General features: G+C 59.2%; 17 protein-coding genes and 1 pseudogene. 4 read left to right on the top strand and 14 right to left on the bottom strand.

Annotated elements, in window-relative coordinates; all coding sequences use genetic code 11:
* Window positions 1-363: 363 nt before the first annotated feature.
* Window positions 364-738, top strand: coding sequence for a type IV toxin-antitoxin system AbiEi family antitoxin domain-containing protein (locus K8V32_RS04130; protein ID WP_303903311.1), 375 nt, complete (start codon window positions 364-366; stop codon window positions 736-738).
* A gap of 81 nt (window positions 739-819) precedes the next feature.
* Here K8V32_RS04130 and K8V32_RS04125 read toward each other — a convergent pair whose 3' ends face one another.
* From K8V32_RS04125 to arsB, 7 genes and pseudogenes are all read right to left on the bottom strand, one after another.
* Window positions 820-2,802, bottom strand: a complete 1,983-nt coding sequence (locus K8V32_RS04125; protein WP_303903308.1) for a heavy metal translocating P-type ATPase — start codon at window positions 2,800-2,802, stop codon at window positions 820-822.
* Entirely contained in the window at window positions 2,802-3,164 is a 363-nt protein-coding gene (cmtR, locus tag K8V32_RS04120; RefSeq protein WP_303903304.1) for a Cd(II)/Pb(II)-sensing metalloregulatory transcriptional regulator CmtR, read from the bottom strand. The genes K8V32_RS04125 and cmtR overlap by 1 nt, the downstream gene beginning before the upstream one ends.
* Before the next feature lie 313 nt (window positions 3,165-3,477).
* Complete coding sequence (locus K8V32_RS04115; protein WP_303903301.1) at window positions 3,478-4,008, bottom strand: hypothetical protein; 531 nt, start codon at window positions 4,006-4,008, stop codon at window positions 3,478-3,480.
* Between the two features lie 228 nt (window positions 4,009-4,236).
* Window positions 4,237-4,342, bottom strand: a pseudogene (locus K8V32_RS14720) (thioredoxin-disulfide reductase); the annotation flags it as partial.
* Window positions 4,343-4,421: 79 nt separating this feature from the next.
* Complete coding sequence (locus K8V32_RS04110; protein ID WP_043055311.1) at window positions 4,422-4,868, bottom strand: arsenate reductase ArsC; 447 nt, start codon at window positions 4,866-4,868, stop codon at window positions 4,422-4,424.
* A gap of 4 nt (window positions 4,869-4,872) precedes the next feature.
* Window positions 4,873-5,316 carry an arsenate-mycothiol transferase ArsC gene (locus K8V32_RS04105; protein ID WP_303903293.1) on the bottom strand — a complete coding sequence of 148 codons (444 nt, stop codon included), beginning with the start codon at window positions 5,314-5,316 and terminating at the stop codon, window positions 4,873-4,875.
* 4 nt (window positions 5,317-5,320) lie between these two features.
* Complete coding sequence (gene arsB, locus K8V32_RS04100) at window positions 5,321-6,472, bottom strand: ACR3 family arsenite efflux transporter (RefSeq protein WP_303903290.1); 1,152 nt, start codon at window positions 6,470-6,472, stop codon at window positions 5,321-5,323.
* Window positions 6,473-6,564: 92 nt separating this feature from the next.
* Between arsB and K8V32_RS04095 the strand changes: the two genes are divergently transcribed.
* The gene (locus K8V32_RS04095) at window positions 6,565-6,921 is read left to right on the top strand and encodes an ArsR/SmtB family transcription factor (RefSeq protein ID WP_303903286.1); all 357 of its coding nucleotides are present in this window, start codon (window positions 6,565-6,567) and stop codon (window positions 6,919-6,921) included.
* A 303-nt stretch (window positions 6,922-7,224) separates the two neighbouring features.
* Window positions 7,225-8,730 carry an FAD-dependent oxidoreductase gene (locus K8V32_RS04090; protein WP_303903283.1) on the top strand — a complete coding sequence of 502 codons (1,506 nt, stop codon included), beginning with the start codon at window positions 7,225-7,227 and terminating at the stop codon, window positions 8,728-8,730.
* A gap of 64 nt (window positions 8,731-8,794) precedes the next feature.
* Here K8V32_RS04090 and K8V32_RS04085 read toward each other — a convergent pair whose 3' ends face one another.
* Window positions 8,795-10,312, bottom strand: coding sequence for an AMP-binding protein (locus K8V32_RS04085; RefSeq protein ID WP_303903280.1), 1,518 nt, complete (start codon window positions 10,310-10,312; stop codon window positions 8,795-8,797).
* Window positions 10,313-10,520: 208 nt separating this feature from the next.
* On the opposite strand from K8V32_RS04085, the gene K8V32_RS04080 reads away from it, so the two are divergent.
* Window positions 10,521-11,045, top strand: coding sequence for a hypothetical protein (locus K8V32_RS04080; protein WP_303903277.1), 525 nt, complete (start codon window positions 10,521-10,523; stop codon window positions 11,043-11,045).
* A gap of 77 nt (window positions 11,046-11,122) precedes the next feature.
* On the opposite strand, the gene K8V32_RS04075 is transcribed toward K8V32_RS04080, so the two are convergent.
* The 6 genes from K8V32_RS04075 to paaD all read right to left on the bottom strand — a co-directional run.
* Complete coding sequence (locus K8V32_RS04075; RefSeq protein WP_303903274.1) at window positions 11,123-11,443, bottom strand: hypothetical protein; 321 nt, start codon at window positions 11,441-11,443, stop codon at window positions 11,123-11,125.
* Window positions 11,444-11,733: 290 nt separating this feature from the next.
* Window positions 11,734-12,591, bottom strand: coding sequence for a 3-hydroxyacyl-CoA dehydrogenase family protein (locus K8V32_RS04070; protein ID WP_303903271.1), 858 nt, complete (start codon window positions 12,589-12,591; stop codon window positions 11,734-11,736).
* 24 nt (window positions 12,592-12,615) lie between these two features.
* Window positions 12,616-13,833: a thiolase family protein gene (locus K8V32_RS04065; protein WP_303903268.1), complete on the bottom strand. Its 1,218-nt coding sequence runs from the start codon at window positions 13,831-13,833 to the stop codon at window positions 12,616-12,618.
* Window positions 13,834-13,955: 122 nt separating this feature from the next.
* Entirely contained in the window at window positions 13,956-14,741 is a 786-nt protein-coding gene (locus K8V32_RS04060) for an enoyl-CoA hydratase/isomerase family protein (protein ID WP_303903266.1), read from the bottom strand.
* Window positions 14,742-14,748: 7 nt separating this feature from the next.
* Window positions 14,749-15,909 (bottom strand): 1,2-phenylacetyl-CoA epoxidase subunit PaaE, encoded by a 1,161-nt coding sequence (paaE, locus tag K8V32_RS04055; RefSeq protein ID WP_303903263.1) that lies wholly within the window; start codon window positions 15,907-15,909, stop codon window positions 14,749-14,751.
* 13 nt (window positions 15,910-15,922) lie between these two features.
* The coding region (gene paaD, locus K8V32_RS04050; RefSeq protein WP_303903260.1) for a 1,2-phenylacetyl-CoA epoxidase subunit PaaD at window positions 15,923-16,191 on the bottom strand (269 nt) is incomplete at its 5' end.

The following is a 16,191-nucleotide window of genomic DNA, read 5'->3' as shown; positions in this document are numbered from 1 at the left end:
TCGGCTCCACACTTCGTTCGTCACTTCTGCTTCCAGCTCGATGTGTCGTTTGCCTCGCTGGTAGAGCGCCAGAATGCGATCCGCTTCGATGCGATCCGTTGCTTCGATTTCTATCGCGATATTTGGCATATTCCAATACTAGGCAACCGGCATATAGCCGTGTACGTCGCAGAGTGTTCCGTCGTTGCACAATGTAGGGAGAGCGCGTGACTGCGCAAAGTACTATCGTGAGAACAAGAGTTACTGAGGAGCTCCGGGACAGTCTGGGCAAGTCGGCTTACCCCGAGTCAGAGACTCCTGCGGATAGGAGAGTTGTGATCAGCAACCCACAGGTGCAATGGAGGCACGGATGCCACGATCAGTTTGACGTCCGCGCTGGCCTACTACGACCTCACCGATGCCATCCCGACAACATTGGATATCGCGATCCCTCGTGGTGCACGCATTCCGGCCGGCAACACTTCGATCGCTTGGCATTCCTTCGACCGCGACACCTTCAATGTAGGCCGACACGAGATCCCAATACCCGGCACAGATATGGTCATCGGGATATACTCCGCGGAGCGGTCCATCACTGATGCTTTCCGGTTACGGGGCGATCTCGGCTATGACTTGGGCCGTGATGCGCTGAAAGAATGGCTGCGCCAAGGCGGCAAACCTGCCCGGCTGATCCAGGTCGCGTCTCGGCTGCCCCGGGCAAAACGTCCAATCCAGCAAGCTCTGGAATATCTAGCATGAACCTCGGCGAAACCATCGACCGGGTCAATCTCGACATGACTGCCACATGCATCGACGGCAGAGCGTACACGCTCCAGAAAGTCAGGACGCGCCAGACTGGCTTCCAGCGTGAGCCGTCGTCGTCGAAATTGACTCTGCGGGTATTCCAGGATGTGGTGAACTGGTGGTGGCCTTGGTGCGACCAGCTCGCAGACCGTTGGCAATCACGATGACTTCTGCCAGCTCGTGGACTAGGACTACGGAGGCTAACCCCAGCACGCCGGTGATGGCTAACGGCAACAGGCCAACAATAATGGCCAACGACAACACGATGTTCTGATTGATAATGCGGCGTCCCCGGCTGGCATGCTGCAACGCCCGTGGCAGGACGCTGAGGTCATGGCCAGTGAACGCAACATCGGCGGATTCTACTGCGGCATCCGCGCCTTTGGCACCCATGGCAATACCGATCGGCGCTGAGGCCAAGGCCGGGGCGTCGTTGATCCCGTCACCAATCATTGCGACCGGACCATGTTCTTGGAGTTCCGCCACGGCGTGAGCCTTGCCTTCCGGATGCAGCTCGGCGCGGACATCATCAATCCCGGCTTCCAGGGCCAACGCGTTTGCGGTGCGGGTGTTGTCCCCGGTGAGCATGGTGACCCCGTAGCCCGTCTCGGTTAACTCTTGGATGACGTCGGCGGTTTCTGGGCGGAGTTCGTCACGCACCCCGATCGCGCCCACGGGTTGGTCCTCGCGGTGCACAATGACCACAGTCATGCCGCGGTCTTCCAGTTCCTGGACCGGGCCAGTGAGCGAGCCTGGGCGCAGCCAGCGGGGGCTTCCCACCGAGATTCGTGCGCCGTCAATTATGCCGGTTATGCCGTGACCTGCGGTCTCCTCGATCTGGCGGGCCACCGGCGTGTGGGGTGCGGCGGTGATTATGGCGGCGGCCAGGGGGTGGGTGCTATGGATTTCCAGCGCGGCAGCCCACCCGAGTACCTCTGTCTGGCTACTGCCATCGGTGGTCAGCACCTCGATCACGGTCGGCTGGTTCCGAGTCAGTGTGCCAGTCTTGTCAAGGGCCACATGACGGATCCCACCGAGGCGTTCAAATGCGACCCCAGATTTGATGATGACACCGAACTTGCTGGCCGCGCCAATGCCAGAAACGACCGTCACCGGCACCGAGATCGCCAGCGCACACGGCGAGGCCGCCACCAGGACCACTAACGCGCGTTCAATCCACACTCCAGGATCATCCAGTAGAGCCCCCAGGACGGCCACGAGGACGGCCAGAATTAGCACGCCCGGGACCAATGGACGGGCGATTCGGTCAGCAATCCGTGCCCGCTGGCCTTTGTCATGCTGGGCCTGTTCGACCAATTCCACGACCGCGGTCAGTGAGTTATCTGTTCCAGCGGCTGTGGCCTCGACCTCGAGCACACCGGAGGTATTGATCGACCCGGCTAATACCTGGTCACCGGGTTCAACCGCAACCGGGATTGATTCACCGGTGATCGCCGAAACGTCCAGACTGCTGTGCCCGGAAACCACCACACCGTCAGTGGCCAATCGCTCCCCTGCTACTAGGTTCAGTAAATCCCCCGGTACGAGCGATTCCACCGGGATTGTGCGAATGGTCCCGGCTGCCACGACTGTGGCATTGGTAGGAATCAGCGACAATAAAGCACGCAGGCCCGACCGGGCCTTATCCATGGCTCGATCCTCCAAGGCTTCGGCAATGGAATACAAGAAGGCCAGTGCGGCGGCTTCTTCAATGAACCCAAGAATGACCGCACCGGTGGCACTAATGGTCATCAACAATCCGATGCCTAACCGGCCCGAGGTGAATAACCCCCGCATAGCACCGGGCACGAACTGGGAAGCACACGCCACCAGCGCCAACCAGAACAATATTGTGGCCGCTAGGCCAGTGCCTGGAATGAACCATTCAAGGCACAGACCGACCAACAGGGCCACCCCGGAGACTGCCGGGATGAGCATCGCGCGATCAGCCCACCACCCAGCGTGCTCCTGGCGGTCCACGGTTTGCTCGGATGCTTCGCACCCACACGCAGCGGACATTATCGATCGCCTCCCCCGGTGTCACAGCAGCCGACGACCGGACAAGCCGGGTCGAGACAGGTCGCGTTGTCATCCACGGCCAGGGTCGTATCCACCAGCGCATTAAGTGCCTGGGCTAGATGCGCGTCGGCGATTTCATAACGGGTACGCCTCCCCTCCGGCTCGGCGATCACAATCCCGCAGTCCCGCAAACAGGCTAGATGATTCGAGACATTCGTCCGCGTCAGGCCCAGGGTTTCGGCTAACTGAGCCGGATATCCGGGCTGATCAAGCAGCGACAACAAAATTCGAGAACGGGTGGGGTCCGACATCGCCCGACCCAACCGGTTCATGACATCAAGACGAGAAGCAATAGTCAGCACACACTGACCATACAGCGTTCGCTGACCTATCAGCAATTCTCGTGGCCCAAAACACGTGGAAGCTGATGCCCTCGACAAGACCTCGGTGCTTCTTCGGTTAATTGATAGAATCGGAGGATGGATATGGGATGCGCGGATTGCGGATGTGTGGTCAATCGAGGCGTTATCGTGCGCGCTTGTGACCAGTACCCCGATTGCTGCTGCCGGGAGTTGTCTGTCAAAAAAGACATCAGCGATTCACAAGAAGGCTAGTGCGGGGCTGTACTGGCCCGCTCCTAAGATTTCCCGGGAGCCACCCGTGGGGCAGGTATAGCTACCTTGGTTCGGGCAGAGGCTCAACAGCGTGTGATGCCGGTCGACGGCGGAGTGCAGCGATGATGATCGGCAGCCCCACGACGCTAGGTATCACCCAGAACGACCAGTCGGGCAGGTAACGCCACAGTGGAAGATGCGGGCCGTTATCGACGTAGAACCCGGTCAGGAGCGCCACATAGGAACAACCCATCGCCACGATGTGCACGCGGTCATGTCCGGGAGTTTTGCGTCGCCGATCCAACCAGCCGATAGCCAAGGCACCGCCGGCCACTAGCCCGATGGGCACCAGATGCCAGTTTTCCTGCCATCGCATGACCGCCATCGCCGCCATCGTGGCGATGATGGCCACCAACGCCCAGCCGTAGATCAGGCCGAAGGTGACATGGACGGGGCCGCCTTTGCGGGCCAGGGCAGCCGTTGCTCCACACACCACGCCCGTCAGCCCCGTAACCACGTGAAGCACTATGACCGCTAGAAAGACGAGCCCCTCATCGGGGATGGGTAACCCCAGAACCTCAACCACCGGCATATCACTTTCTATGGGGCAGCATAAATTAAGGTACTACTGAGAGTATTCCTCTCCTCCGGTATCGTCACCCCACCCGAATTTCTCAAATTCGAGGCAAGAGCTGCAACACTCCCGGAGCGGATGCCCCAAGCTCAGGCGACAGATCATCCTTGAATCTACAGCCAGAGCTCTTGCACACGGTCATCGAGATGATCCACGATGTGTTGGTCGTGTGTTGGTCGCGGATGAAAAACCGTCACAGGTCGCACACCAGGACCCTCCCTTCCCAGTGAACCGCGACTCCTCGAGCAGGCCACAGTTCCTTATAGGCCGTGCCGGTGGCGATGATGACCGCGCCGAAGTGGTGGCCTGCTGTGCCAGGGCAATCATCAGGGCCCCGCCATGGGTGACGGAACCGTCGATGACATAGATGTTCAGGAGTCGACGGGGGCCAGCAGTTCGGCGACGAGCTGTTGGATGCGGGATTTGATGTCGTCACGGATGACCCTGACGGCCTCGATACCTTGGCCCGCCGGGTCCTCGAGCTCCCAGTCTTCGTAGCGTTTGCCCGGGAAAATGGGGCACGCGTCGCCACAGCCCATGGTAATGACCACGTCGGATGCTTGGACGGCTTCGGGGGTGAGGATGGTTGGGGTGGCCAAAGTGATGTCAATGCCTTCTTCGGCCATGGCTTCCACGGCCACGGGGTTGAGTTGATCCCCTGGAGATGACCCGGCAGAGCGAACCTCGACACGACCCTGACCGAGCTCTCGGAGGTATCCGGCAGCCATTTGGGAACGCCCGGCGTTGTGGACACACACGAACAGCACGGAAGGTTGGTCGGCTGGAGCCGAGGTCTGAGGAGGGGTTGGGGTGGTCATCACATTATCTTTCCGCAGTGGTGAATTCGGTATAGAGTGCTTGCACGCGAGCAGCGATGTCATCGCGCACTAATCGCATCCGGTCAATGCCCTGGATGCCGCGTTCAGAAGGTTCATCGGTGGACCAGGTCTCGATCGTGCCGGCCATGGACTCTACCGGGTCGATCTGGGCCTCATCCCCGAGCACGACCACGCGATTGATTCGGCGCAGCAACTCCGGGTCAATAGCTCGAGGGGATTCGGCTGACATGTCAGCCCCGACCTCGGCGATCACGTCGGCGGCGAGCTGGTTGATGGATTCACCTGGTTGAGTGTCGGCTGAGTGCACCTCAATCGGGTGTCCTGCCTGTGCTGCGTGGTGGCGCATCAGGGCGGCGGCCATCTGGGATTTGCCGCCGTTTCTCACACAAACGAATAACACACTGGGCACAGACTGTCGGGTGGTCATGAGCTTAGGCTCCTGTGGTGGTTGATATACTGTCGGCATCCGCTGGGGTCTTGGCGGTGCGGAAGGTGGGCACGGTGGGGTCGCTCGGGAAGATTCTGCGGCCCAACCACAGAGCGACATAGACCAGCCCGACGAGCACAGGAACCTCGATGAGTGGTCCGACCACGCCGGCCAGAGCTTGGCCGGAGGTGACCCCAAAGGCCCCGATGGCCACGGCGATGGCCAGTTCAAAGTTGTTCCCCGATGCAGTGAACGCCACCGAGGTGGACTTGGCATAATTGAGGCCCACCATCATGGAGACATAGAAGCTGACCAGGAACATCAAAACGAAATACATCAATAGCGGGACAGCCATCCTGGCAACATCCAGCGGCTGAGAGGTGATGGCTTCGCCCTGCATCGCGAATAACAACACGATGGTAAATAGCAGACCATAGAGCGACCACGGGCCAATCTTGGGCAGGAAGGTATTTTCATACCAGTCGCGGCCCTTGGCTTTTTCGCCAACGGTGCGCGTCAGAAATCCGGCTAGCAAGGGGATACCCAAAAACACCAGCACGGACAGCACGATCGCGCCGATGGAGAACTCCGCGGAGGTGGTCTCTAAGCCGAGCCAGGAGGGCAGTGCTTGTAAGTAGAACCAGCCCAACGCGCCGTAGGCCAACAGTTGAAATACCGAATTCATCGCCACCAGCACGGCTGCCGCCTCGCGATCTCCGCAGGCCATGTCATTCCATATGAAGACCATCGCGATACACCGGGCTAACCCGACGATGATCAGTCCGGTCCGATACTCTGGGAGATCCGGCAAAAACACCCAAGCCAGCACGAACATGAATAACGGGCCGACCACCCAATTCAACACCAGCGACAGGATCAACAGTTTCCGGTCCCCGGTGATCCGATGGGTTTCGTTATACCGGACCTTGGCCAGCACCGGATACATCATGACCAGCAAACCAATGGCGATCGGCAGCGAGATCCCACCGACACTCATCGAATCCAATGCGGTATTGAGTCCAGGCACAAACCGGCCCAATGCCAGTCCTACGCCCATGGCCAGCAGAATCCATAGTGCCAGCCACCGGTCTAAGAAGGACATCTCCTGCATCACCGGCGACCCCGTGGTCGCAGCGGCATTCGCGCTCGTGCTCATACAGCTTCTAAGCCCCTCATATTGATAGTTGTCAATCCGTCAAAAGCGAGACCACTCTAACACATTGATAACCGTCAATGTATGATGGAGGTATGAGCACCGCAATCAACGACCCCCGCCTGATCCTTCACCCTGTTGCGCAATGTTGTTCGCTGACCGATGGCCCCATTGATGCTGAGCAGGCTGGTCGCTTCGCTGGCATGCTGAAAGCCCTGGCGGATCCCACCCGCCTGCAGTTGTTGTCGCACATTACGGCCCAGGGCTGCCAAGAGGTCTGCGCCTGTGATCTGACCAAAGAACTTGGCATCACCCAGCCCACCGTGAGTCATCACATGAAAAAGCTCGTCGACGCTGGGTTGATTACCCGAGAACAACGTGGCAGATGGGCGCACTACAGTGTGGTCCCCGAAGCCTTCCAACAGTTGCGCGATCTGCTGGACCTGAGTTAGGCACGAGAGCCTGGACCGCCTCACAAAAACCAACGAGGCCACGAGCCCTCACTTGAATGAAAGCATCAATGCTCTGTGCTGAGCTTGTTGAAGCGTACACAGTATTCGCGAATTCCGGACAAGATAAAGAACGGCAATCCGAATCATCCTACAAATGAATGAAGCAAGCCGGTGAACTGACCGCCCTCACCCATTGGTGAGACGCCACTCCAAGTTCCACAAACTTCCAGACCCCTGGGCCCCATGAATGCTCGGTGCTACTATTGGCTCACTGTCGTGAAAGTTTGATGGAAAGGGCGTGCCATGAGCCCGCTAAAAGCCGGAAACTCATACTGGATGGACTCGGTACCGCCTACCTCCTATCCTGCACTACAAAGCGAGATAACCGTTGATGCTTGTATTGTTGGCGGAGGTATCGCCGGTCTGATGAGCGCGTTTGAACTCTCCGAGGCCGGTCTGCGCGTGGCAATTCTAGAAGGTGGGCGCATAGCCTCATCTGTCACCGGTTACACCACAGCGAAACTCACCTCGCAGCACGGAACCCGCTACCTACGCCTGACACAAGAACAGGGCGCCGACGTCGCACGCAGTTATGCCCGGGCGAACCAGGATGCACTGCAACGCATCCGCGATATCGCAGGTCAGTTGCAGATCGACGACGCCATCCAGGCCCGCGATGCCTACATTTACGGCACAGATCCCGACAGTGTCGAGGCGCTGCAGGCCGAAGCCCAGGCCGCAGCCGACGCAGGGCTTCCAGCATCCTTCACCACCGAGGTCCCGATCCCGTTTGAGACGGTCGGTGCCGTGCGATTCACTGACCAGGCTCAGGTCCATCCACGACGGCTCCTCATCCCGCTTGCGTCTGCGCTGGCTAAGCGCGGGGTGCAGATCTTCGAATCCAGTAGAGCCAAAGACATCAGCTTCGACACCCACTGGACCGTCAGTACCAAAGAGGGCCAAGTGCACGCGGATAACGTCGTCGTAGCCGCCCTGACCCCCACGGCCGGTGTAGGCGACGATTTGTGGGAGCGGATGTATTGTCATCAAGGATTTGTGGTCGCCCTGCCGCTGCTGCGCGGCGCTACCGGTCCCGGGGGTGTACTGATCTCCTACGAGCGCCCGATGCGGTCCATACGGACCATCAAGCGCGCCGAAGGCCAGCTGCTGCAGGTTGGTGGCGGCTCGTATGTTGAGGATCCCAATACCGGGGCCGAACCGTATGACGACCTTGAGACTTGGGCACGCGAACACTTCAACGTCGGCGAAGTCGAATACCGGTGGACGACCCAGGACTACTCAACCGCCGACGGTATCCCGCTCATCGGCTCGCTGGCCGACGACGGACTCTATATCGCCACGGGCTTTGGTGGCTGGGGACTGACAAGTGCCGGCGTCACCGGAGCCATCCTCCGTGATCTCATCACCGGCGGCCAAGTCACCAGCCAATACCGCGATATCTTCAACCCGTCTCGCGAGCTTCCCGCTATCGACAGCGCATTAATCTCTGCGCGCACCAGCAGCGGCACCGACCGCGACGCGAACGAGATCATCACGGGGCTGGCCCCGGGTGAGGCGGCCGTGGTCCGCAGTGGTGGAGAGCAACTGGCCGTGTATAAGGACGACGACGGACAGCTGGACGCCGTCTCGGCGGTATGCACCCACGCCGGCGGCATCGTGCTCTGGAACGCCCCGGATTCCCAGTGGGCCTGTCCCTGCCACGGTTCGAGGTTCACGCCGGATGGTTCAGTCATCCGGGGTCCCGCGGAAGTGCCACTGCCGGATAAGACGCACTTGATCGATGAGTGAGCACGCCCTGAGCACGGCACGTTTCGCTCACGTGGCGATTTCGATGTGTCGGACCTGAGCCTTTCTAGAACGTGAAAATATCGGCAAACTCTTCGCGCAGCTGGGCCTTTTGCACTTTGCCCATCACATTGCGTGGCAGTTCTGGGATCACCCGGTAGGCACGCGGTTGTTTATAGCGGGCCAGCTGATCGGCCAGCATGCCGGTCAGCTCAGCATCACTTGGGACCTGACCGTTGGCAGCAACAAGTACGGCCACCACGCTCTCCCCCAGGTCAGCGTGTGGGATGCCAATGACAGCCGACTCTGCAATCAACGGGTGGTCGTCCAGCAGCTGCTCCACTTCTTTGGGGTAGACGTTATAGCCGCCCGAGATGATCATGTCCTTGGACCGACCCGAAATGTGCAGGTAGCCGTCGGTGTCGTAATACCCTTGGTCGCCGGTGATAAAGAATCCGTTGTCGCGTTTCTCCTCGCGGGTTTTGTCTGGATTGCGCCAGTACCGGTCAAAGACATTGGGCCCGCGAACCTCAATCGACCCGATCTGCCCGGCGGGCATGGCCTCCCCGGTCTTCGGGTCAGCCACGGTGACGTCGATGCCCGGCAATGGCTGCCCAACGCTGCCTGGTCGACGCTCACGGTGATACGGGTTCGTCGTGTTCATCCCGGTTTCGGTCATGCCGTAGCGCTCCAGAATGTAATGCCCGGTGCGCTCATAAAATGCCTCAAAATCAGCGGTCAGCAACGGCGCAGAACCCGAGATAAATAACCGCATGTTCTGTACGGCATCTCGGGTGAGTCGTTCAGAAGCCAGCATCCGAGTATAGAAGGTAGGCACTCCCATCAGCACCGTTGCGGTCGACATGCGATCAACGATGCCATCGACGTCGAAACCATCCATCCACAACATCGTGGCACCGGCCGCCAAGCTCATATTGATCGCCACGAACAACCCGTGAATATGAAAGATGGGCAGGGCGTGGATCAGCCGATCTTCACCGGTAAACTCCCATGCTTCCAGCAGCGCATGACAGTTGGACGCCAAGTTCCCGTGGGTCAGTACCGCACCCTTGGAACGCCCGGTGGTCCCGGACGTATAGAGAATGGCTGCAGGATCCTCGGCTTTCGCAGGAGCAATGGTGGTCAACCGGGTTTCACACGCGCTCACGGTGCCACTACCTTGCGCATCGAGGGTAAAAATTGCGACGTCGGAAGTCATGTCGCGTACTGTCGCGGCGTTGGCTGGGTCCACCACGACCGCTGTAGGCTCGGCATCGTCCAGAAAGTATTGCAGTTCAGCTCCGGTATACGCGATATTCAGTGGCAGATAGATGCCACCGATTTGTAGAACAGCAAGATACGCGGCGACCGCACGCACAGATTTCTTGACTTGGCAGGCAACTCGATCTCCTGGTTGCACACCAGCTCGAGTCAACAGGTGTGCGATGCGTTGTGCATCGGTGAGTAGATCGTGGTAGGTAATATGCCTCCCATCTTTGAGTTCAAATGCGGGCTTATCGGGGTGTTGTTCAGCGCGGTCAAGAAAGGCAGTGTAAATGCCCTGGAAAGATTGTGGTGCCAACACGTCTACCGTCCGTTCAGATTCATATCTACTGATTGGTAGCGTACAAATCCCTACGCGCAGACTCAATGCTTCAAGCAATTCAAAAAATCATGACGGCGGCCAACTGCAATTTGAAGCGCGGCAAAACACACTGTTTCTCGCAGTTGACATGCGGAGATGGGGTTTACTTTGGTAGACACGACGTTGTGCTGCTGATTAGGCTGGTAGCATGCGTTCTGTCACCAATGCCGATTCGTCAGCTGACCGACCTAGTACAGAAATTCTGCAGAATCCCTGGACACAAGCAATCCTCACCGGCGCATTGACGCTCATTCCGGTCCGAGCATATCCGCGTTGGGTGCGCCGTTGCCTGCTTTGGACCCCGCCGCTGGTTGGTGGCATCGCGGGCAGCTATCTGAGCGTGAATCCGGCCGCACGCGGTAATTTTTTGAAAGGCACGGGCACCTCTCAGCCAGAATCTGTTGCAGAGCAATCAGCCCAACAACGCCAATCACAGTCCGACCAGCTGGTAGGATCGCCGAAAACTCTTGCGATAATTGCCGTTGGTGTGGGCACTGGAGCGGTACTATTTGCTGTAACAGCGGCCGTTTTCTGGGCTGATGAGAAGCTTGAACGCGGGCTGCGGCGGCTCAAGGTTCCCTACCCGCGCATCGTTATGGCCATAGGTGCTGGTGCAATCACCTGGTTGCAGGAAACCAAAGAACAGCAACGCGATTCCATCGCGAATTCATAACGCCTGCGTCGCGAAGTGTATCTCCGACCGAAGTTCGGTACTCGGAAGTTCCAAGGTGCATGTCTAGGCTGACGATATCAGTTTTGGGCCACATCATCTTGGCGAGCAATTCTGCGTAATCGATCGGCCTCACCCAGTACGCGTTCAATGGCTCCCCGCAAAGACAGGTCGTGTTCTTCGGCCAAGCCTTGCAACACCCAACCGCGCATCAGCGCGCTGACCGGCACGTCCAACTGCTGAGCCAATTGTTCTATTTCCGCATATTCAGCTTCAGGTAATCGAACCGACCTCACAACGGATCTGCCGCGAGGCTCTCCCACAGCATCATCTGGCAGCGGCAGATCTTTTACCGCGTCAGGCTCTTGTTGAATAGCTCGGACTCTGCGTTCAATATCCATGCATCACGACGTCGGTCAGAGCCGTTTGATTCCCGGCCGTTAGCATCCCAGTACGATCGGCCCACAATGGATCAAAATGATGATCCACATATGTTTTGCACCGTAGTGCCAGCCTATCTCAGGCACGACTACAGAACGACTACACGCAGAATAAACGCTGAGTTAGTTATAGACGCCGCAGTCAAACCAGGATGTGGTGAAACATAAAGCGCTGCTAATGAGAAAATCTGTTGCAATTTTCTCATTAGCAGCGCTTTGAATTTTCTGTCCCTTACCGGGCGACCTGGGATTTAGTCGTCGTAAGTGTAGAAACCTTTTCCAGACTTGCGGCCCAACTCGCCGCGTTCAACCATGTCACGCATCAGTTGAGGTGGCGCAAAGCGCGAACCAAGCTTATCTTCGAGGTATTCGGCAATCCCCAACCGCACATCCAGACCCACAATATCGGTCAGCGCCAGCGGACCAATCGGGTGTTTATAGCCCAGGACCATCGCGTTGTCGATGTCTTGGGCCGACGCAACGCCTTCTTCGACCATGCGGATGGCTTCTAGACCAAGGGCCACACCCAGTCGCGAGGAGGCAAAGCCGGGCGCATCGGTGACGGTCACCGCGGTCTTGCCGATGCCCTCGGTCCATTGTGTCGTCAGGGCTTTGAGCTCATCGGAAGTCTGTTTTCCAACGACGACCTCCACAAGTTTCGAAGCCGGCACCGGATTGAAGAAGTGTAGGCCACAGAAGTTATGTGGACGGTTGAGCTGTTCGGCCAGCCCGTCCACCGACATCGATGAGGTGTTGGTGGCCAGGTACGCGTCGTCGGGCAGATGCTGTTCAACCGACTGCAACGCAGAGACTTTCAGCTTGAAGTCTTCCGGGACGGCCTCGATGACCAGACCGGCGTCGGCGAAGGCTTCCTGTTGGGTGGTCACGGTGAGTTTGGCTTCGTAGTCGGCAATGCCGCCCTGGACTTTGCCGCGTTCCACGGAGCCGGTGACGTCGCGCAGGACTCGCTCGCGGGCTGCAGCCGCGGCTTCGTCGTCACGTTCTACAACAACAACGTTGCTACCGGAGGTCAGGAAGGCGTGGGCGATGCCGGCGCCCATGCGGCCGCCGCCCAGCACGCCAACGGTGGTTGGAAGGGTATTCGTCATGGTGCTCCTGAAATCTTAGTGGTGTTAGACGCGTTCGATCAGCATGGCGGCACCCTGACCGACGCCGATGCACATGGTGGCCAGGCCGCGGGATTGTTGGGCGGCTTCCAAACGCGACAGCAGGGTGATGACGATGCGGGATCCGGAGGAGCCCAGCGGGTGCCCCAGGGCGATGGCTCCACCCCAGGTGTTGACGATGTCGGGGTTCAAACCCAGGCGGCGGATAGAGGCCAGCGACTGGGTTGCAAACGCCTCATTGATTTCAGCGGCGTCCAAGTCATCGACGGTCCAGCCGGCTTTGGCCAGGACTTTTTCGGTGGCCGGCACCGGACCAAGGCCCATGACTTCTGGGGCGAGGCCGGCCGAACCACCGGCAACCACGCGAGCGCGCGGCGTAAGGTTGTATTTATCGATGGCCTTTTGCGAGGCCACGATAATGGCAGACGCGCCGTCGTTGAGGCTGGAGGAGTTGCCTGCGGTCACGACATCGCCGAGGCCGGTGACCGGGCGGAGCTTGGCCAGAGCCTCAACCGTAGTGCCGGGGCGTGGGCCCTCATCGGTGTCCACGACGGTGACATTGCCCTTGCGGTCAGTGATTTCCACCGGCACAATTTCGTTGTCGAAGCAGCCGGCCTGTTGCGCGGCGACGGCCTTGGCTTGGGAGGCGACGGCGAACTCGTCAGCCTCTTGACGGGTGATGCCATCGACGTTGGCGACTTCTTGGGCGGTTTCGGTCATCGAATAGGTCATTTTGCCATCACGCGACAGATCGCCGTGTTCAAAGCGCGGGTTGACGAAGCGCCAGCCCAGGGCCGAGTCGAACATCTGGCCGGGTTGACCGAATGCGCGGGTTGGTTTTTCCAATACCCAGGGAGCACGCGACATGGATTCGACCCCGCCGGCGATCACAATATCGGCGTCCCCGGTAGCGATCATGCGCGAAGCGGTTTCAATCGCCGACATGCCCGAAGCACACAGCCGGTTCACTGTCATCGCGGGTACCGATTGGTCGCCACCGGCCAGCAGCCAGGCCATGCGCGCCACGTTGCGGTTTTCTTCACCGGCACCGTTCGCGTTGCCCAACAGGACCTCATCGACGTCGGCCGGATCAATCCCGGTGTCTTCCAGAACGGCTTTGATGGTCGTTGCGGCTAGGTCGTCGGGGCGTACGGAACTCAGGGCTCCGGAGTGCCGGCCCACCGGGGTGCGTTTCCCCGAGACTAAGAATGCTTCTGCTACCACGTGGCTCCTTTGTAAAATATTTCAACGCAGCATACTTTGGCACGCTGCTGTGCCCCGGTCAATGGGTTGCGACGACTCATGACAAACCGGTATTGGCGCTGGCTAGGTTCTGAACTAATCCGTTAGGAACCTTTGATGAGAACGCCGGTGAAATTTGGTTTGCGTTTTTCTTGAAACGCGGCGAATCCTTCGGCGTAGTCGGCGCTCGAGCACAGGTTGCCCTGGGCAATGTTTTCTTGCTCTACCGATTCCCACAGGCCGATGCGATGGTCACGGATTTGGGCGACCAACTCGCGCGAGGCCAGGAAGGCACCGGTGGCACCCTGGGCGGCCTTGGCAACTTTTTCACGAGTGAAGTCCAGCAGCTGCTCGGCCGGTAGCCAACGTGAGAACAGTCCTTGTTCAACGGCTTCTTTGCCCGACATCAGGTCTGCGGTGTAGATCAGATCCAGGGTGCGGTGAGCGCCGAGGCGTTCGGTGAACAGTGCGTGGCCGCCCGAGTCCAGGGTGGCGCCCAGGTTAGCAAACGGCGAGCCGATCTTGGCATTTTCAGCAACGTAGACGACGTCGGTGGCAATGGCCAGGCCCAGGCCAACGCCCAGGCAGGCGCCTTGGACGGCGGCAAAGGTGGGTGCCGGGAACTCGGCCATCTGGCGCAACACCGGGGTGACCAGATTGGACAGGTATTCGTAGGCGTCGTCCACGGCGGGATCGACGTTGGAAATGTCGCGTCCGGCGCTAAAGCCACGGCCTTCACCGCGCAGCAACAGCGCGCGGACCCCGGCGTCGGCGGCGTCTGTGTAGGCCTGGCCGAGGTCTTTGATCGCGGTCTCATCCAACGCGTTCATTTTCTCGGGCGCGTTGAGGGTGACTTCGGCAATATTGTCGGTAATTTCAAGGGTGATCATGGGCGTCCTAGGCATCGTAGTCGACGGTCAGGGTGTCAGAGGTTGGTCTGGTCTGACAGGTCAGCACGTAGCCGGCTTCGACTTCGTCGGCTTCCAGCGCGTAGTTTTCATCCATCTCAAACGTACCGGTCACAACCTTGGCGCGACAGGTTCCGCAGACCCCACCGGCGCAGGCAAACGGGGTTTCTGGACGCACGCGCAGTGCTGCATTGAGCACGGATTCGTTGGCCGCCACAGGAGTTTCTACCGACGACGACAGGCCGTCCAGTGAGAACTCGATGGTCCGGTTCTTGCCTCTCGGGTCCACATCAACCGGGCGGCCGCGTTGACCGCGAGGCCCATCTGAGGGATCCCCGGTGGTAAAGAGTTCATAGCGGACGGCGTCTTCAACTACGCTGCGTTCTTTGAGTTTGTCGCGGGTCATCTGGACCAATTCGAATGGGCCGCACAGGAACCATTCAACGGTGTTGTCGACCGGGATGATGTTGGTGAGCAGCTCGTCAAGTTTTTCTTCATCGATGCGCCCGGACATCAGCGGTGAGACGCGTTGCTCGCGGGATAGTACGTGGTGGATCGACAGGCGGGCTGGGTATTTGTCCTTGAGGTCCCCGAGTTCTTCGGCGAACATGACGTCCATGGCTGACCGGTTGGCATAAATCAGATCAATCGTGGTGTTGTCGGTGGATCTGAGCACGGTCGCCACGATCGACATGATCGGGGTGATGCCGGAGCCTGCGGCGATGGCCACGAAGTGTCCGCCCTGGGTTTCGTGTGCTTCCACGATGGCTTCGGGGTCGTTCAGCGCGGTAGAGTGCATGCGCGAGGTGAAAGAACCTTGCGGGTTCATCACGTTGATCGTGTCGCCCACGGTTAGGGTTTCGTGTGCCCAGGTGGAGAAGAGGCCACCGAAGTCGCGTTTGATCGCAACCCGGATTTCGCCGGGTACGGGTTCGGCACAGATGGAATAGGAGCGGCGGAGTTCTTCGCCGTCGATCGTCGCGCGCAGTGCCACGTACTGGCCGGGCACGTAGTTGTAGTCGTCTTGGAGTTCTTCTGGAATACCAAAGGCGACTTCAATGGCGTCGTCGGTCAGCTGGCGGATCTCGGAGACGGTCAGGGCATTAAACCGTGCGCGTCGCCGTGCGGGTGCCTTCAAGGTTTCAGTCATTACAGCGAGTTCCTTAGTGGACTTTGAAGTAGTCGAATGGTTCCAAACAATCGTTGCAGGTGTACAGCGCCTTGCAGGCGGTGGAACCAAATCGAGTGACTTCGCGGGTGTTCAGGGAGTGGCACTGCGGGCATTTGACGGCCATCTGGATCATGATGGGCCCGTTGACCGCGGCTTTTCCACTGGGCGGTGCGATGCCATATTCTTCGAGTTTGCGTTTGCCGTCGTCCGACATCCAGTCGGTGGTCCAGGCCGGGGTGAGCACCAGTTTGACTTCGGAGT

The organism is Enteractinococcus helveticum (assembly GCF_020742345.1).
GTDB lineage: Bacteria > Actinomycetota > Actinomycetes > Actinomycetales > Micrococcaceae > Yaniella > Yaniella helvetica_A.
This window is presented reverse-complemented; position numbering and strand designations above follow the sequence as displayed.